This is a genomic window from Cupriavidus sp. D384, assembly GCF_001652915.1.
In the GTDB taxonomy this organism is placed as follows: domain Bacteria; phylum Pseudomonadota; class Gammaproteobacteria; order Burkholderiales; family Burkholderiaceae; genus Cupriavidus.
The window spans coordinates 141,872-157,377 of sequence record NZ_BBQI01000130.1 but is presented as its reverse complement, the minus strand read 5'-3'; the positions used below and the strand labels follow the sequence as shown (position 1 = coordinate 157,377).

At 66.5% G+C, this 15,506-nt stretch carries 15 protein-coding genes; 7 read left to right on the top strand and 8 right to left on the bottom strand.

Annotated features, from left to right (window positions below; translation table 11 throughout):
• Positions 1–49 precede the first annotated feature (49 nt).
• Positions 50–1,075 (bottom strand): amidohydrolase family protein, encoded by a 1,026-nt coding sequence (locus tag A9J21_RS29640; protein WP_066742596.1) that lies wholly within the window; start codon positions 1,073–1,075, stop codon positions 50–52.
• A gap of 9 nt (positions 1,076–1,084) precedes the next feature.
• On the bottom strand, positions 1,085–2,218 hold the full coding sequence (locus tag A9J21_RS29635; RefSeq protein ID WP_066742501.1) for a 4-oxalomesaconate tautomerase: 1,134 nt from the start codon (positions 2,216–2,218) through the stop codon (positions 1,085–1,087).
• A 150-nt stretch (positions 2,219–2,368) separates the two neighbouring features.
• Between A9J21_RS29635 and A9J21_RS29630 the strand changes: the two genes are divergently transcribed.
• The 4 genes from A9J21_RS29630 to A9J21_RS32595 all read left to right on the top strand — a co-directional run bounded on the left by A9J21_RS29630 (position 2,369) and on the right by A9J21_RS32595 (position 6,919).
• On the top strand, positions 2,369–3,589 hold the full coding sequence (locus tag A9J21_RS29630) for a LysR family transcriptional regulator (RefSeq protein WP_066742499.1): 1,221 nt from the start codon (positions 2,369–2,371) through the stop codon (positions 3,587–3,589).
• Positions 3,590–3,758: 169 nt separating this feature from the next.
• The gene (locus tag A9J21_RS29625; protein WP_066742497.1) at positions 3,759–5,087 is read left to right on the top strand and encodes an aromatic acid/H+ symport family MFS transporter; all 1,329 of its coding nucleotides are present in this window, start codon (positions 3,759–3,761) and stop codon (positions 5,085–5,087) included.
• A gap of 11 nt (positions 5,088–5,098) precedes the next feature.
• Complete coding sequence (locus tag A9J21_RS29620; protein ID WP_066742495.1) at positions 5,099–6,397, top strand: gallate dioxygenase; 1,299 nt, start codon at positions 5,099–5,101, stop codon at positions 6,395–6,397.
• Between the two features lie 99 nt (positions 6,398–6,496).
• The gene (locus A9J21_RS32595; RefSeq protein WP_082926693.1) at positions 6,497–6,919 is read left to right on the top strand and encodes a rubredoxin; all 423 of its coding nucleotides are present in this window, start codon (positions 6,497–6,499) and stop codon (positions 6,917–6,919) included.
• Positions 6,920–6,941: 22 nt separating this feature from the next.
• On the opposite strand, the gene A9J21_RS29610 is transcribed toward A9J21_RS32595, so the two are convergent.
• The 5 genes from A9J21_RS29610 to A9J21_RS29590 all read right to left on the bottom strand — a co-directional run bounded on the left by A9J21_RS29610 (position 6,942) and on the right by A9J21_RS29590 (position 11,961).
• Positions 6,942–7,295: a DUF1428 domain-containing protein gene (locus A9J21_RS29610; RefSeq protein WP_066742493.1), complete on the bottom strand. Its 354-nt coding sequence runs from the start codon at positions 7,293–7,295 to the stop codon at positions 6,942–6,944.
• A 119-nt stretch (positions 7,296–7,414) separates the two neighbouring features.
• Entirely contained in the window at positions 7,415–8,344 is a 930-nt protein-coding gene (locus A9J21_RS29605) for an SMP-30/gluconolactonase/LRE family protein (RefSeq protein WP_066742491.1), read from the bottom strand.
• Between the two features lie 7 nt (positions 8,345–8,351).
• On the bottom strand, positions 8,352–9,332 hold the full coding sequence (locus A9J21_RS29600) for a tripartite tricarboxylate transporter substrate binding protein (RefSeq protein WP_066742489.1): 981 nt from the start codon (positions 9,330–9,332) through the stop codon (positions 8,352–8,354).
• 159 nt (positions 9,333–9,491) lie between these two features.
• Entirely contained in the window at positions 9,492–10,472 is a 981-nt protein-coding gene (locus tag A9J21_RS29595) for a tripartite tricarboxylate transporter substrate binding protein (protein WP_231907086.1), read from the bottom strand.
• 79 nt (positions 10,473–10,551) lie between these two features.
• Positions 10,552–11,961 (bottom strand): amidase, encoded by a 1,410-nt coding sequence (locus A9J21_RS29590; RefSeq protein ID WP_231907085.1) that lies wholly within the window; start codon positions 11,959–11,961, stop codon positions 10,552–10,554.
• Positions 11,962–12,340: 379 nt separating this feature from the next.
• Between A9J21_RS29590 and A9J21_RS29585 the strand changes: the two genes are divergently transcribed.
• Positions 12,341–13,291, top strand: coding sequence for a LysR family transcriptional regulator (locus tag A9J21_RS29585; protein ID WP_066742481.1), 951 nt, complete (start codon positions 12,341–12,343; stop codon positions 13,289–13,291).
• A gap of 68 nt (positions 13,292–13,359) precedes the next feature.
• Here A9J21_RS29585 and A9J21_RS29580 read toward each other — a convergent pair whose 3' ends face one another.
• Entirely contained in the window at positions 13,360–13,668 is a 309-nt protein-coding gene (locus tag A9J21_RS29580; RefSeq protein ID WP_066742478.1) for a DUF1272 domain-containing protein, read from the bottom strand.
• A 76-nt stretch (positions 13,669–13,744) separates the two neighbouring features.
• On the opposite strand from A9J21_RS29580, the gene A9J21_RS29575 reads away from it, so the two are divergent.
• Both A9J21_RS29575 and A9J21_RS29570 read left to right on the top strand, forming a co-directional pair.
• Positions 13,745–14,803, top strand: a complete 1,059-nt coding sequence (locus A9J21_RS29575) for a sensor domain-containing diguanylate cyclase (RefSeq protein ID WP_066742475.1) — start codon at positions 13,745–13,747, stop codon at positions 14,801–14,803.
• Complete coding sequence (locus A9J21_RS29570) at positions 14,800–15,372, top strand: GNAT family N-acetyltransferase (protein ID WP_066742472.1); 573 nt, start codon at positions 14,800–14,802, stop codon at positions 15,370–15,372. The genes A9J21_RS29575 and A9J21_RS29570 overlap by 4 nt, the downstream gene beginning before the upstream one ends.
• The last annotated feature ends 134 nt before the right edge of the window (positions 15,373–15,506 follow it).

The following is a 15,506-nucleotide window of genomic DNA, read 5'->3' as shown; positions in this document are numbered from 1 at the left end:
TCTCCTCCGTTGATATTCTTGTTCGGTCTGTGCCGCGTACTTCCGGTTCTTACATCCCGCGCGCCTTCAGCCGTGCGTCCAGACGGGTGTAGATGCGGCGCGCGTTGCCTTCGTAGATCAGGTGCCGCTCTTCAGCGGACAAAGCCGCCTGGTCGATGTAGCGGCGCGTGTCGTCGTAGTAGTGGCCGGTTTCGGGATCGATGCCGCGCACCGCGCCGATCATTTCCGATGCGAACAGCACGTTTTCCACGGGGATCACGCGAGTCAGCAGGTCGATGCCGGGCTGGTGATAGACGCAGGTGTCGAAGAACACGTTGTTCAGCAGATGTTCCTGCAGCGGGGGCAGCTTCAGTTCCTGAGCCAGCCCGCGGAAGCGGCCCCAGTGATAAGGCACCGCGCCGCCGCCATGCGGGATCACGAACTTCAGCGTGGGAAATCGCTGGAACAGGTCGCTGGTCAGCACCTGCATGAAGGCCGTGGTGTCGGCATTCAGATAGTGCGCACCGGTGGTGTGGAAGCACGCATTGCAGCTGGTGCTGACGTGGATCATGGCCGGCACGTCCAGTTCCACCATCTTTTCGTAGATCGGGAACCAGTACGGATCGGACAGCGGCGGCGATGTCCAGTGGCCGCCAGACGGGTCGGGATTCAGGTTCACGCCGACAAAGCCGTACTCCAGCACGCAGCGTTCCAGCTCGGCCACGCAGGTCCGCGTATCCACGCCCGGCGACTGGGGCAGCATGGCAGCGCCCACGAAGTGGTCGGGAAACAGTTCGCTGACGCGATGGCACAGCGTGTTGCAGATGGCGGCCCAGGTGGCGCTGGTTTCGAAATTGCCGATGTGATGCGCCATGAACGACGCGCGCGGCGAGAAGATGGTCAGGTCGGCGCCGCGCTCGCGCATCAGGCGCAGCTGGTTGCCTTCGATGGCCTCGCGCAACTCGTCGTCGCCGATGTGCAGGTCGCTGACGGACGGCGCCTGATCCGGCGCGGCAAGGGCTGCAATCTGGCGCTGGCGCCAGGCTTCCAGGGCTTTCGGGGCGGTGGTGAAGTGCCCGTGGCAATCAATGATCATGAACAAGGCTCAAAGAGGCCAGGCGCTGGCCGGGACCAGCACCTCGCCGCGCATGATGGGACGCGCCGTGCGGATCAGCGCGCTGCGAAGGATCGTGCCGGGGTCGGCGGGATCGGTTTCGAGTTCGACGGCGAAGTCGCCGGTGGGGTGTTCGACGCTGATCGCATGGACCGGGCCGGCATCGATGACTGCCACGCCGGTGGCGACGCTGCCGGGCAGCACGCAGGCAGTGCCTACCGTGATGGCCGCCAGTACGCCGATGGCGTCATGGCAGACGCGCGGGATAAAGCAGCGCGTGGCGATGCTGCCGCCAGCGCGCGGCGCGGCGATCAGGCACATCTTCGGGTAGCTCTTCTGGGCCACGTTGCCCAGGCCCATCGATTCGCCGGCAACCAGGCGCAATGCTTCGATGCGTTGCTTCAGCGTGGTGTCTGCATTCAGTTCGGCCACGCTTTCCCGGGCGGTGCGGCCAAGGTCGGCTGCGCGCATCAGCACCATCGGCATGCCGTTGTCGATCAGCGTGGCCTCGATGGTGAGCGGCTTCCCGGTTTGCGGATCGATGATGGTCAGCTTGTCCACGGCATGGCCCGTGGGCAGCAGCGCGTGGCATACCGAGCCGGCCGTGTCGAGAAAATCGATCACGATGGGCGCCGCGGTGCCGGGCACGCCGTCGATGCGGGCATCGCCCCCAAAGCGGGGTACGCCCTGTGGCGTTTGCATCGTCACGTCGCACAGCATGCCGGTATTGCGCGTCAGCACGCGGGCACGCGTGATGCCGTCCTGTGGTGCCACCAGGCCGCGCTCGATGGCGTAAGGCAGTACGGCGGCCAGCATGTTGCCGCAGTTGGGCGTGGTGTCCACGGTGTCGGCATTGGGCTGCAGCTGTGCGAACGTGAAGTCGAGATCGGCCTGCCCGGGCATGCCGCGCGCCACGACGCCGGCCTTGCTGGTCAGTGGATGCGCGCCACCGAGTCCATCGATCTGGCGCGGATCGGGGCTGCCCATGGCCGCCAGCAGCACGCGGTCGCGCGTGGCGGTGTCGGCCGGAAGATCGCTGGCCAGGAAGAACGGCCCGCGCGACGTGCCACCCCGCATCAGGGTGCAGGGGATGGCGCGCAGGTCGGAATCAAGGCAGGACGTCATGGCAGGATGGCGCAGGCAGGCTCGGGCGTTTGTCAGGTGCCCGCAGTATCAGCGCCCGGTACAAGTCCTTGGTTGCGATGTCGCGGGACAATTGTTCTAATCTGCTTATCGCCCGTAGGCGCCGTGCCACACCGATACGACAATAGCGAGATGGAGACAGTCAGCCTGCATCACCTGCATGTATTTGCCGGCGTGGCCGCGGCCGGGGGCGTGCGCCGCTCGTCCGAATCGCTGCATCGCGCTTCGTCGGCCATTGCGCGCTCGGTGGCGGCGCTGGAGCAGACGTTGGGTGTGGCACTGTTCGAGCGCAAGGGCCGGGGCATGCTGCTGACGCGCGCCGGCGAGATCGTGCTGGAGCGTGCCCGCCAGATCGAGGCAGCCTTGCGCGAGGTGCGCGAGGAAGCCGTGCGGCTGCGCATCCGGCCCGGGGTGACTGTTGCCAGCCTGGAGGCGCTGCACAACGAGCGCCGCCTGGAGGTGGCCGTGATGCTGGCGGAGGTACACCATATGCCGAGCGTGGCCGCGTCGGTGGGCGTCTCGCAATCGGCGGTGAGCCAGGCCATTGCCAGGCTGGAAGATGCGCTGGGCCAGCCCATATTCACACGGACGGCGCGCGGCATGGTGCCAACCGATGCGGGCAGCCGATGGGTGGTGCGCTTCGAGCGGGCACTGGCCGAACTGCGCCATATCCGGGCCGATATTGCTGCACTGCAAGGCGTGCTGGAAGGTGCGGTGACCATCGGCGCCTTGCCGCTGGGCCGCACGCTGCTGATGCCGATGGCCATCGCCGATGTCCACCGACGGCATCCACGGCTGCGCTTCCGTTCGCTGGAAAGCCCCTACGAGGAACTGACCGCCGGCCTGCTCAGCGGGCGGATCGATTTCATCCTCGGCGCATTGCGGCCGCATCCGTCGCAGGGTCTGGCAACGGAAGTCCTGTTTGCCGACCGTATCGCGCTGATTGCGCGGGCGACGCATCCGCTGGCGAGTCGCAAGCGCGTCACGCTGGCCGATCTTGAGCCCTATCCGTGGGTGCTGTCGCGCGCCGCCTCGCCATCGCGGCAGGCGCTGGATGACGTATTCGCATCGCGCGGCCTGCCGCTGCCCCAGCCGCTGGTGGAAACGGGCGACCTGGCGCTGGTGCGCGGACTGCTTCTGCAGGGCGACCTGGTTACCGCGCTGTCGGCGCACCAGTTGCACCACGAGATCGAGGCAGGGTGGCTGGTCGAACTGGACCTGCCGCTGCCCGACACCACGCGCAGCATCGGCATCACCACGCGCGCCGGCGCGCGCCTGTCTCCGGGCGCGGACGCCCTGATCGCCGCGCTGCGGCACGCCAGCCAATCCATGGAAACTCCGGTCGATAAGTAAAAGGCAACGCGGGCCGCCCTACAAAGCAATACTGCAGGCGCTGCCCGAACGTAGACTGCCGTTGCCGTACACAAGGGGGTGCACGGCGAGCCGCCGATGCGGCGATTAGCTTATTGATAACAAGATTCCGCTGCGGCCTGCACGGCGGAACCATGCCAGGAGACGGCACATGACCACCCAACGGCTCGATATCCGGGCTCATATCAACGAACGAAAGATGTCCGGCTACCAGTGGCTGCTGCTGGCGCTGTGTTTCATGATCGTGGCGACCGACGGCATCGACGTCGCGATCATGGGGTTCCTGGCTCCGGGCATCACCAAGGAGTGGGGCATTTCGAAGGCAGCGTTCGGCGTGGTGATGAGTGCGGCGCCGATTGGCCTGGCTATCGGCGCACTGCTGGTGGGCCCGATGTCCGACCGCTTCGGCCGCAAGAAGCTGCTGATCGGATCGGTCTTCCTGTTCGGCGTGTTCAACCTGCTGTGCGCGTTCGCGGAGAACACCACGCAACTGTCGCTGCTGCGCTTCCTGACCGGCCTGGGGCTGGGTGCGGCGATGCCGAGTACCACCACGCTGCTGTCCGAGTACGTGCCCGAGCGTTCGCGCAGCATGCTGCTTGCCACGATGTTCACCGGCTTCAACCTGGGCTCGGCGCTGGTCGGCTTCGGTGCCGCCGCGATCCTGCCGGAGCATGGCTGGCGCGCGGTGCTGATCGTTGGGGGTGCGATTCCGCTGGTTTGCCTGCCGGTGTACATCCTGCTGGTTCCCGAGTCGGCGCGCTTCCTGGTGGCACGCAATGCATCGCCCGAACGCATCGCACGTACGCTGCGGCGTGTGGTGGGCAGCGAGATCGCCGAAGGCACGACCTTCACGATCAGTGAACCCGCCGTGCCGGGCAAGCAGCCGGTACGTACGCTGCTGTCGACGGGCTACCGTGGCATGACGCTGGCGCTGTGGGTGACCTATTTCATGGGCCTGCTGGTGATCTACCTGCTCAGCGGCTGGCTGCCCACGCTGATCAAGGACGCGGGCCTGCCGATCGAACGTGCCGCCAACTTGACCGCGCTGTTCCAGCTGGGCGGCACCGTCGGGGCGCTGGTGGTGGGATACTGCATGGACCGTTTTGCGCCGCATCGCGTGATTGGCGTGGCGTATGTGACGGGCGCGGTATTCATCCTGCTGCTGGCTTCGGGCAGCGTGATGTCGTCGATGTTCGCGGCCTATGTGCTGCTGGCGGGATTCTGCATGAGCGGCGCGCAGACCGGCCTCAACGCGTTCGCACCGCAGTGCTACCCCACGCTCGTGCGTGCCACCGGTGTCAGCTGGATGCTCGGCATCGGCCGCTTTGGCAGTATCACGGGCTCGATGGCCGGTGGTGTGCTGCTGTCGATGGGCTGGAGCTTCAGCGCGGTGATTGCCATCCTGGCCATCCCCGCCACCATCGCCGCGATTTCCATTGTTTCGACCAAGCGGGCACAGCCTCGCGCGGTCACAGCCTGACGTACTGACTTATGGCCACCATCATCGGCGCAATCGCCTCATCCCATACGCCCACCATCGGCTTTGCGCTGGATGCGGGCAAGCAGCAGGACCCCGCATGGGCCCCGATTTTCGCGGCGTATGCGCCGGTGAGCGAGTGGCTGCAGCAAAAGAAGCCCGACGTGCTGCTGGTGATCTACAACGATCACGTCACGTCTTTCTTCTTCGATCACTATTCGGCCTTTGCGCTGGGCATCGGCGAGAAGTACCATGCCGCCGACGAGGGCGGTGGCCCGCGCAACCTGCCGCCGGCATACGGGCACGTCGAACTGGCCCGGCACGTCGGCGCATCGCTGGTGGCCGACGAATTCGACATGTCGTTCTTCCAGGACAAGCCGCTCGATCACGGCTGCTTCTCGCCGATGTCGGTGATGCTGCCGCACGACGGCGCATGGCCGGTGAAGATCCTGCCGCTGCAGGTGGGCGTGCTGCAGTTCCCGGCACCGTCCGCGCGCCGCTGCTTCAAGCTTGGCCAGGCGATTCGCCGCGCCGTGGAGAGCTATCCCGAGGATCTCAAGGTGGCGATCGTCGCCACCGGCGGGCTTTCGCACCAGGTGCATGGCGAGCGTGCCGGCTTCAACAACACCGAATGGGACCACGAGTTTCTGGACCTGTTCGAGCGCGAGCCCCAGAAGCTGCTGGATATCACGCACGCCGAATTCGCAAGGCGTGGTGGTTTCGAGAGCGCCGAGGTGGTGATGTGGATGGTGATGCGTGGCGCGATGGGCGACGTGCGCTGCCTGCATCGCGACTATTACCTGCCGTCGATGACCGGCATTGCCGTGGCGGTGTACGAGAACGCGGCCACCGAGGATGCCGGCGTCGTGGCCGCGCGGTCGGCGCAGCAGCGCGAGCTTATCGGCCATCAGCTCAAGGGCATCGATGCACTCGAAGGAACGTACCCGTTCACGCTGGAACGCAGCGTGCGCGCGTATCGCATCAACAGCTACCTGCACCAGCTGATCGACCCGGCATTCCGCGAGCGCTTCCGCAGCGATCCGGTGTCCACCTACGACGCGGCCGGCCTGACTGACGAAGAGCGCGACCTGATCACGCGGCGCGACTGGCGCGGCATGATCCACTACGGCGTGATCTTCTTCCTGCTGGAAAAGCTGGGCGCGGTCAGCGGGGTGTCGAACCTGCACATCTATGCGGCCATGCGCGGGCAGTCGCTGGAAGACTTCCAGAAGACGCGCAATGCGCCTGGCGCGCTGTATTCGGTGGCCGGCAGCGCGGGAAGCAGCGCGCAGTGGGCGGGCGGCAAGCCGTAAGGCTCTCCGCGGCATCCGGAAGACTTGAAGTTCTGCGGACGGGCCCCATCTGGGGCCTGTTTGCTTTCCTCAAGTCACAACGTTTTTAACAGCCCCCGCATGTACACGAAAGGCACTTCCGTCGAAATCCAGTTTCCCCCGCAACGCCTGAACGACGCCGCCGGCGACCCGTATTGGGTGGACCTGTCGATCGACGAGGCGCAGGCACTGCTTGAACGCCTGCAGACGCATCTGGCCCAGGCCACCGAAGGCACGGCCGCGCCGCTGGTGTTCAGCCTCGAAGGGCCCGCCGTGCCGGCACCCGAGGCCGCGCCCGTGCCGGGCGGGCAGCCGGCGCCGGCCGCAGCCGAGGCCGAGTTCAAGCAATGGGTGTGCATTATCTGCGGCTGGGTCTACGACGAGGCGGCCGGGTTGCCCGAAGATGGCATCGCGCCCGGCACGCGCTGGGAAGACATTCCGGACGACTGGCGTTGCCCGGAATGCGATGTGGGCAAGGAAGATTTCGCGATGGTGGAGTTCTGAGCCGTTCCGGCTCCTTCCTCGGCTAGGCGTCCACGATCACTTCGAAACCACCGTAGATCATCCGCTGGCCATCGAATGGCATCGGGTCCATGCCTTCCTTGAGGCGTGGGTCCTGCATCGCCGCCGCCATGCCGGCGTCGCGCTTTTCCTTGGACGGCCACCAGATCCACGAGAACACCACGCTCTCGTCGTCCTTGCGCTGCACGGCCATCGTGAACGAGGTGACCTTGCCTTCGGGCACGTCGTCGCCCCAGCACTCCACCACCTTCAGCGCGCCGTGCTCCTTGAAGACCGCCGAGGCCTTTTGCGCCACCTGACGGTAGGTGGCACGGTTGGCGTTGGGCACCGCCAGCAAGAATCCGTCGATATATGCCATCTGGAAGACTCCTTTCGTCCGCTTTTGTGGCGTCCGATGGGTTGGGCAGGGCCTTCCAAAGATAGTGCATTGGCGGGGCCGCTGGATGACAGGGCCGGCAGCCCGCCGCGCGGCTGGGTTCAATCCTTCGCGCCATTCCCGAACAACACCGCCCCCACGCCCGGCAACTCCGCTTCCAGCAAGGTGCCGCTGGCCGATTCGGTCATCACCAGCCGGTTGGTGCCGGGCCGGAACGCCACGTTGGTCACCGTGCCGCCCATCGGGCTGCGCACGAAATGCGTACACCAGCCGTGCGCGTCGATGACGAATGCGCCGCCCAGGCTGGCGTGGGCCACTATCAGCCGGCCGTCGGCGTCCATCGCCAGGCCGTCGGGGCCGCTGGTGCCGAAGAAGGTCTGGAAGGCGCCCGCTTTCGATACCGATCCATCGGGCAGCAGCGGCATGCGCCAGACCGCGTTGCCGCGCGTGGCAGCCACGAACAGGAAGCGGCCCGATGGGTCGAGGACGATGCCGTTGGGGCTGGGCACGTTGGACAGCAGCAGGTCGAGCTGGCCGGATGGGCGCAGCCGGTAGACGCGGCCGGACGGATCGTGCAGGCCGGTCTGGCCCTGATCGGTGAAATACAGGTTGCCCTGCGCGTCGAATGTCAGGTCGTTGACGCCCTTGAAGCTTTCCGAATTGCGATGGCCGAGCACCACTTCGACATCGCCACGGCCCGGGGTCATCCGCAGGATGCCGCGGCGATAGTCGGCAATCCACAGGCTGCCGTCGCTGTGCAGCGCGATGCCGTTGGGCCAGCCTGCGGTATCGCCGACGAAATGCCACTGCAGGTCGGGCGTGATGCGGAACAGCCGGCCGTGCGGAATGTCGGTCAGGTACAGGTTGCCCTGCCGGTCGAAGGTCGGGCCTTCCAGGAAGCTGTCGGCGATCTGTCCGGGCTTGTTCGCGTCGGCCCAGGCGCTGCGCTGGGGCAGCCGCAGCGGGTCGGGCATGCGCGTCAGCACGCGCGCTTCAATGATCTGTGGGGCCGTGAAGTTGATGTTCCACATGGCGATGTCAGTCTGCCTTGATGTTGGCGGCCTTGATCACCGCGGCCCAGCGCTTGATCTCGTCGTCGACCAGTTTGGTCGCCTGCGCGGGCGTGGTGCCTTCGGGGTCCAGGCCTTGCGATTGCAACTGCTTCCTGACCTCGGGCGTGTTGACGGCCGCCACGATGTCCTTGTTCAGACGGTCGATCACCGGCTGCGGCGTGCCGGCCGGGGCCGAGAACGCCACCCAGTACTTCATCACCATCCTGGGCATCCCCACTTCCGGCGCGGCCGGCACGTCAGGCAACACGGGCGAGCGCACATCGTTGGCCAGCATCAGCGCGCGCAGCTTGCCGCTCTTGATGTACTGCAGCGCCGTCGGCAGCGACGTGATCAGCGCCTGGATCTGGCCGCCCATCACGTCCTGCAGCGCAGCACCGGCGCCACGATAGGGCACGTGTACCAGGTTGATGCCGGCCACGCTGTTGAACAGCGCCCCACCCAGGTGGGTATTGGTGCCGTTGCCGCCCGAACCATAGTAGTACTTGCCTGGGTTGGCCTTGGCCAGTGCAACGAACTCCTGCACCGTCTTCGCGGGCACGCCGGGATTGACCACCAGCACGTGCGGCACCGACGCCACCACCGAGATATGGCGGAATGCGGTCTTCGGATCGAACGGCAGCAGCTTGGGCTGCAATGTTGCCGCGATGGCGTAGGACATCTCCATGGTCAGCAGCGTGTAGCCGTCCGGATTGGCGCGCGCTGCCGTGCTCCATCCGATCACGCCGCCTCCGCCGGTGCGGTTGTCCACCACCGTGCTGGTGCCGTTGGCGCTCATGCCCGTGGTAACCAGGCGCGTGATCAGGTCAGCCGACCCGCCCACGGCGTACGGCACGATCACCGTGATCGGCTTGGAGGGGAAGGCGTCGGCGGCAATGGCGTGGATGGGGGCCACCATTGCACTGGCGGCGGCCAGCGCAATGGCACCCAGGAAGGCGCGGCGTGTCATGGAGTCTCCTGCAGCATCTGGAATTTTTTGCGTTCTATTAGTTAGAACGATGTTCCGTTAATGCTGCGCCGAAAGGTCGAGACTTGTCAAGCCGCGGGGGGATGCCGCTTTTCGCGGCGCAAAGCAGGAGAGCCCGGCGGCGATGCCACCGGGCCTGCATCAATCCGCCTTGATATTGGCGGCGTCGGCAATCTTCTTCAGTCGCGGGATTTCGGTGCTGACGCGTTTCGCGTAGTCCGCGGCGGTGCCGTATTCGGGCTCGAATCCGTTGGCGGTCATGCTTTTGCGCATCTCGGGGTCTTTCATGACCGTCGCCAGCGCGCCTTCGAGCTTCTGCCTGACCGGCGCCGGCAGCCCCTTGGGACCGACCACCGCAAACCACGTCGACAGATTGACGTCCGGATACCCGCTTTCGATCGCGGTCGGCACGTCAGGCAGCAGGGCCGAGCGCGTGGCCGAAGTCAGCGCCAGCGCCTTTACCTTGCCGGCCTTGACCATCGGCGCGGCGGCCACCACGGTATCGACGGTGAGCGGAATCTGGTTGCCGATCAGGTCGGTCATGGCTGGCGAACTGCCTTTGTACGGCACGTGCAGCATGCGCAGGCCGGTGGCGGCGTTGATCATCTCGCCGGCAAAGTGCGCGGTGGTGCCCGCGCCGAACGAACCATAGGTCAGGGTCGAGGCATTTTTCGAACTGGCCACCAGCTCCTTGAGCGAGTTCGCCTTTACCGCCGGGTTGGCCAGCAACACCAGCCCGGTCGAGCCAACCAGGCCGATGGCATCGAAGCTCTTGAGCGAGTCGTACGGCAGCTTCGAGTAGGTGACCGGATTGATCGTGAACGTGGTGGCCGCGCTCAGCAGCAGGGTGTAGCCATCGGGCGCCGACTTGGCGACGTAGTCGGCCCCGACGATGGTGCCGGCGCCTGCGCGGTTTTCCACCACGACCGAGGCATTGAGCGTTTCGGTCAGCTTTTTGGCGAGCAGCCGGCCCAGTACGTCGGTGGACCCGCCCGGCGTGAATGGCACCACCAGCTTGATCGGCTTGTCCGGATAGGTCTCGGCAATGGCCGGCGCGGCGGCAACACATGCGGTGGCGAGCAGGCAGGCCCGGCCCCAGCGGTTCATCGATCTTCCAACCATGCTTCTCCTTTCGGTGACGTAACAAGACAGGATGCAATGCGGCAAGCGGCTCGCAGGCGCCCCGGGGGCGCCGTGCACGCTACATGCCAGGCGGGCGCCGCCGGCCGGCCGGATTGGCGCGCTCCAGCATGCGCGCGAAAGCCAGCAGGCTGTGCTCGCCGCGATACTTGCCCACGATCTGCAGCCCGACCGGCAGGCCGCTGTCCGTGAATGCGCAAGGCAGCGACAGGGCCGGGTGGCCGGTGATCGTGATCCGGTAGCACGAGCGCATCCAGGCGATGTAGCTTTCCATGGGTACGCCGGCAATCTCGGCCGGATACTCGGTCTCCACTGGAAAAGGTAGCACCTGCGACACCGGTGCGATCAGGAAATCGTATTGCTCCAGCAGTGCCTGCATGCGCGCGAACAGTCGCGAACGGGCCCGTTCGGCTTCGGCCACGGCAGCGCCGTCCAGGGACAGGCCCAGGTCCACGTTCCAGCGTACTGTTTCCTTGATTCGTTCGCCATGTTCGGCACGCACCGGACCGTAGCTTGTGGCAAACGCCAGCGCGCGGAAGACTTCGAAGGCATGGTCGGCGCCGGTGAAGTCGGGCTCGGCTTCGTCGACCACGCAACCGAGCGATTCGCACATGCGCACGCCTTCGTCCAGCGCGTGGCGCACGGCGGGGGCAAACGGCAGCCCGCCCAGCGTGGGGCTCACGGCCACGCGCAGGCCCTTGCATGACATCTCGGGCAGATCGGCAAACCGGGCACCGCTCTCGCTGACCGAAAGCGGATCTGCGGCGGCTTCGCCCGCGATGACGCTCATCAGCAGCGCCACGTCCGACACGGTGCGACCCATGGGGCCGCCCACCGTCTGCGTATTGAATGCGAAGGCCGATGGCGTCATCGGCACGCGGCCCATCGACGGTCGCAAGCCGACGATATTGCAGAAGCTGGCCGGATTGCGCAGCGAACCGCCCATGTCGGAGCCGTCCGCCAGCGCCACCATGCCTGCAGCCAGCGCGGCCGCACTGCCGCCGCTGCTGCCGCCGGCCGATACGCCATGGCGATACGGATTGTGCGTCGCGCCAAACAGCGTGTTGAACGTGTGCGACCCGGCGCCGAATTCCGGCAGGTTGGTCTTGCCCAGCGTGATGGCCCCGGCGGCCTTCTGGCGCGCCACCACTGCGCTGTCGTGCGCCGGCACGAAATCGCGATAGGCCTCGGATCCCAGCGTCGTCCGTACCCCGGCCGTCAGGTACGAATCCTTGTGCGCCACGGGCAGGCCGAACAGCGGGCCCGGCTGATGTCCGGCGGCAAGCGCCACGTCGGCGGCGGTGGCCTCGATGCGCGCCACATCGAACGTCTGCGTGACGATCGCGTTTACCGCCGGGTTGACCCGTTCGATCTGGGCGATATGGGCTTCGATGACTTCGCTGACGGACACTTCGCGGGTACGGATGGCGCGGGCCATCGATACGGCGTCCATGAAACAGATTTCGCTCACTGCACGGGTCTCCTTTTCTTGTCGGCGATGGCAACGATACCGCCGCCACGCGTGGCGTGGCACAGCTGCGTGGCAGCAGGGTGTCCGGAACATGACAGCGATGGGCACGCCAGCGCGCAGATCGCGGCACACGATTGGCGCGTGCCGCGCCATCAATCGCTCGCGGCCGGTGCAAAGACGGCACATGTTGCCAGCCGCGCGCCGGAATCCGCACGATGCCGGCACCAGAAACGGGCGCTGGCGTTGCAAGGGACCTTTCTAAAATTGGCAACGAAGTTGCCGTCCGGAACGTATGATGTGGAAAGCAGCATCTCGGTAAAAACCCGCCCCGAAGACTTCACCAGAGCTTCTCCCCGAAGCATCGCCCCCGAAAGCCGCCATGAAACTGACGTCGATCCACGCCGTGCCGCTGGCCTATTTTCTTGAAGTGGCGCAGACCGGTTCGCTCTCTGCCGCCTCGAAGACATTGCACGTTGCGGTGTCGGCGATCAGCCGGCAGATCGCCCGGCTTGAGGAGGAACTTGGCGTGGTGCTGTTCGACCGCGAGCCGCGCGGCATGCGGCTGACCGAGGCCGGTCGCGTGGTGCAACAGTACGGACGGCGCGCATTCCTGGATGCGGAGACGCTGCAGGCCGACCTGCAGGGCCTGTTGAGCCTGACCCACAGCACCGTGCGCGTGGCGTGTACCGAAGGGTTTGCCAGGGAGTACGTGCCGACGCTGATCGCGTCATTCCAGCGGCGCTACCCGGGCGTGGCCTTCGCGCTGGAGGTGGTGACGGCGGCAGAGGCAACGCGGCTGGTGCGCGAGGGCGAGGTCGACATCGCCCTGACCTTCGCGATTGCGGACCAGGACGGCATCGCGGTGGAGTACTCCGAGGTGGCACCGGTGTTTGCTTGCGTCAGCCGGAACCATCCCATCGCGGGCATGGCGCGCGTGCCGCTGCGCGAACTGGTGACGCACCCGCTGGTGCTGCCCAGCCCCGTGCATACGTTGCGGCAGCTGTTCGACCTGGCCTGCAGCCTGGAAGGCCTGCGGCCCAATGTGCTGCTGACCAGCAATTCGCTGGGCGCGCTCGTGGCCTACCAGAACCACGTGGATGTGGTGTACCTGACCGGCTCGCTGGCGGTGCGCAATACGCTGCGCGCAGACCGCCGCGTGCTGGTCCCCATCGTCGGCCGGGCCATGCAGCAGCGTGCATTGCAGATCCAGACCATGGCCGGGCGCCACCTGCCGCCCGCAGTGCGGGCGTTTGCCGATGCCTTGCGGCTGGATGCCGGCAAGCGGCGGCGCGCCGTGCCCGCCGAACGGAGTGCGAGGACGGGCGCCTAGCCCGTCGCCAGTTCGCGGGCGCCGCCCGCGCGCCGCACGATGCCCAGCGACAGCATCGTCGCGTAGCGCTAGCGATCCTGCGGCGCCACGCCGCGAATGGCCGCCGCGAACGCCTCGTGCGTGGCGGGGTCCACCGGGCGGTGCCTGACCGTGGCGGACGGCGGGTACTGGCCCACGGTATTGCCGTTCTTCCAGTCGCGCGACGGGCGGATGGGCCGCGCCGCGAAGCCGCCGCCGCAGTTCGGGCAGACGTTGCCGAGCACCTTGTCCACGCAGTCCGCGCAGAACGTGCATTCGAAGCTGCAGATGCGAGCCTGCGTCGAGGCCGGCGGCAGGGCGGTGTTGCAGTGTTCGCACGTGGGGCGCAATTCCAGCATGGTTGTCTCCTGTCCTGTTCGGGTTCGTGCCATCATAGCCGCCTTCCAGTTCCGTTCTGTCACCCGATCAGGCCCTATGACCGCCCCTGACGACCGTCACGACCCCGCCAACAGCCCGCTCCAGGCCGCGTTCCTGCGCCATGAACAATCGCTGGCTCCGCCCGGACATGCGCCTGGCGAAGACGACCACGCCGTCTACCGGACGCTGCTCGAATCGACCAAGGCGATTCCGTGGAAGATCGACTGGGCGACGATGGAGTTTGCCTATATCGGCCCGCAGATCGAAACGCTGCTGGGGTGGCCGCCGTCGACCTGGAAGACCGTGAACGACTGGGCCGACCGCATGCATCCGGACGACCGCGAGCAGGTGGTCAACTTCTGCGTGGCGCAGTCGCAGGCCGGCACCGACCACGAAGCCGACTACCGTGCGCTGACGCGTGACGGCGGCTATGTGTGGCTGCGCGACGTGGTTCACGTGGTGCGCAACGAAAAGGGCGAGGTCGATTCGCTGATCGGCTTCATGTTCGATATCAGCGAGCGCAAGCGTACCGAGGAGATGCTGGCCCAGCTGCAGCAGGAGCTGGAGCGCCTGTCGTTCACCGACGGCCTGACCGGCGTGGGCAATCGCCGCAAGTTCGACGCCGTGCTGCAGGGCGAATGGGATGCCGCGGCGGTGGCGGGCACGCCGTTGTCGCTGATCATCATGGACATCGATTTCTTCAAGTCCTTCAACGACTACTACGGCCACGTGCAGGGCGACGCCTGCCTGAAGCAGATTGCATCGGTGCTGCGCGACGCGCTGGGCGAGCACCACTTCCTGGGCCGCTTTGGCGGCGAGGAATTCGCGATGGTGCTCGGCAATACCGACGCCGATGCCGCCGTGAAGGTGGCCGAGCGCTGCCGCGAGCTGATTGCGGCGGCGGCCATTCCGCACCTGCGCTCGCCGTACGACCAGCGCGTGACGGCCAGCTTCGGGGTGGGGACGATGGTGCCGAACGGCAGCACCGATGCCACAGCCTTCCTGAACCTGATCGACGCGCAGCTCTATCACGCCAAGGACAACGGCCGCAATCGCATCGCGGCCGTGGATCGCGCCGGCATGCGGGGCGACGCGTTCAAGGTGCATTCGCGATGACCGTGCAGTGGCCTGCGCCCACGGCGCGGCTGCTGCTGCGGGCCTGGTGCGAGGCTGACCGCGCGCCGTTCCGCGCCATGAACGCCGATCCGCGCGTGATGGCATGCTTTCCGTCCACGTTGACCGATGTGCAGAGCGATGCCCTGTTCGACCGCATCGTGGCGCATCATGCGCAACACGGCTTTGGCCTGTGGGCAGTGGCGCTGAAGGCGCCGGCCGGCGACTCTGCATTGATCGGCTTTACCGGACTGAGCATTCCGGCATGGCAGGCGCCCTTTGGCCCGTGCGTGGAGATTGGCTGGCGCCTGGCCCATGACCACTGGGGGCACGGCTATGCCACCGAGGCCGCCCGGTCGGCGCTGGCCTACGGATTCGATGTCCTCCAGCTTGGCGAGATCGTGTCGTTCACGGCTGCGGTCAATCACCGATCCGCGCGCGTCATGCAGCGGCTGGGCATGCACCACGACGCAGCGGACGACTTCGACCATCCGGCGCTGCCGCCGGGGCATCGGCTCGAACGGCATGTGCTCTACCGGCTGACGCGCCAGGCATGGGCCAGCCAGCCGTGACTTCCTCTGATTCGCAGCGCGATAAATGAAGCTTTTTTGACAGTTTTGCGCGGATGAAGCACACCGCGCCCGCGCCGCCCGTGCGCCGACGCGCGGCGGGTGGAAAGTCCTTTCGCTTCGCACACCATCTGCTA

Coding starts and splice junctions, on each gene's coding strand:
- A9J21_RS29640 (WP_066742596.1), bottom strand. CDS start 1,075: ATGATCATTGATTGCCACGGGCACTTCACCACCGCCCCGAAAGCCCTG.
- A9J21_RS29625 (WP_066742497.1), top strand. CDS start 3,759: ATGACCACCCAACGGCTCGATATCCGGGCTCATATCAACGAACGAAAG.
- A9J21_RS29595 (WP_231907086.1), bottom strand. CDS start 10,472: ATGGTTGGAAGATCGATGAACCGCTGGGGCCGGGCCTGCCTGCTCGCC.
- A9J21_RS29620 (WP_066742495.1), top strand. CDS start 5,099: ATGGCCACCATCATCGGCGCAATCGCCTCATCCCATACGCCCACCATC.
- A9J21_RS29630 (WP_066742499.1), top strand. CDS start 2,369: ATGGAGACAGTCAGCCTGCATCACCTGCATGTATTTGCCGGCGTGGCC.
- A9J21_RS29575 (WP_066742475.1), top strand. CDS start 13,745: ATGACCGCCCCTGACGACCGTCACGACCCCGCCAACAGCCCGCTCCAG.
- A9J21_RS29585 (WP_066742481.1), top strand. CDS start 12,341: ATGAAACTGACGTCGATCCACGCCGTGCCGCTGGCCTATTTTCTTGAA.
- A9J21_RS29635 (WP_066742501.1), bottom strand. CDS start 2,218: ATGACGTCCTGCCTTGATTCCGACCTGCGCGCCATCCCCTGCACCCTG.
- A9J21_RS29580 (WP_066742478.1), bottom strand. CDS start 13,668: ATGCTGGAATTGCGCCCCACGTGCGAACACTGCAACACCGCCCTGCCG.
- A9J21_RS29570 (WP_066742472.1), top strand. CDS start 14,800: ATGACCGTGCAGTGGCCTGCGCCCACGGCGCGGCTGCTGCTGCGGGCC.
- A9J21_RS29600 (WP_066742489.1), bottom strand. CDS start 9,332: ATGACACGCCGCGCCTTCCTGGGTGCCATTGCGCTGGCCGCCGCCAGT.
- A9J21_RS29610 (WP_066742493.1), bottom strand. CDS start 7,295: ATGGCATATATCGACGGATTCTTGCTGGCGGTGCCCAACGCCAACCGT.
- A9J21_RS32595 (WP_082926693.1), top strand. CDS start 6,497: ATGTACACGAAAGGCACTTCCGTCGAAATCCAGTTTCCCCCGCAACGC.
- A9J21_RS29605 (WP_066742491.1), bottom strand. CDS start 8,344: ATGTGGAACATCAACTTCACGGCCCCACAGATCATTGAAGCGCGCGTG.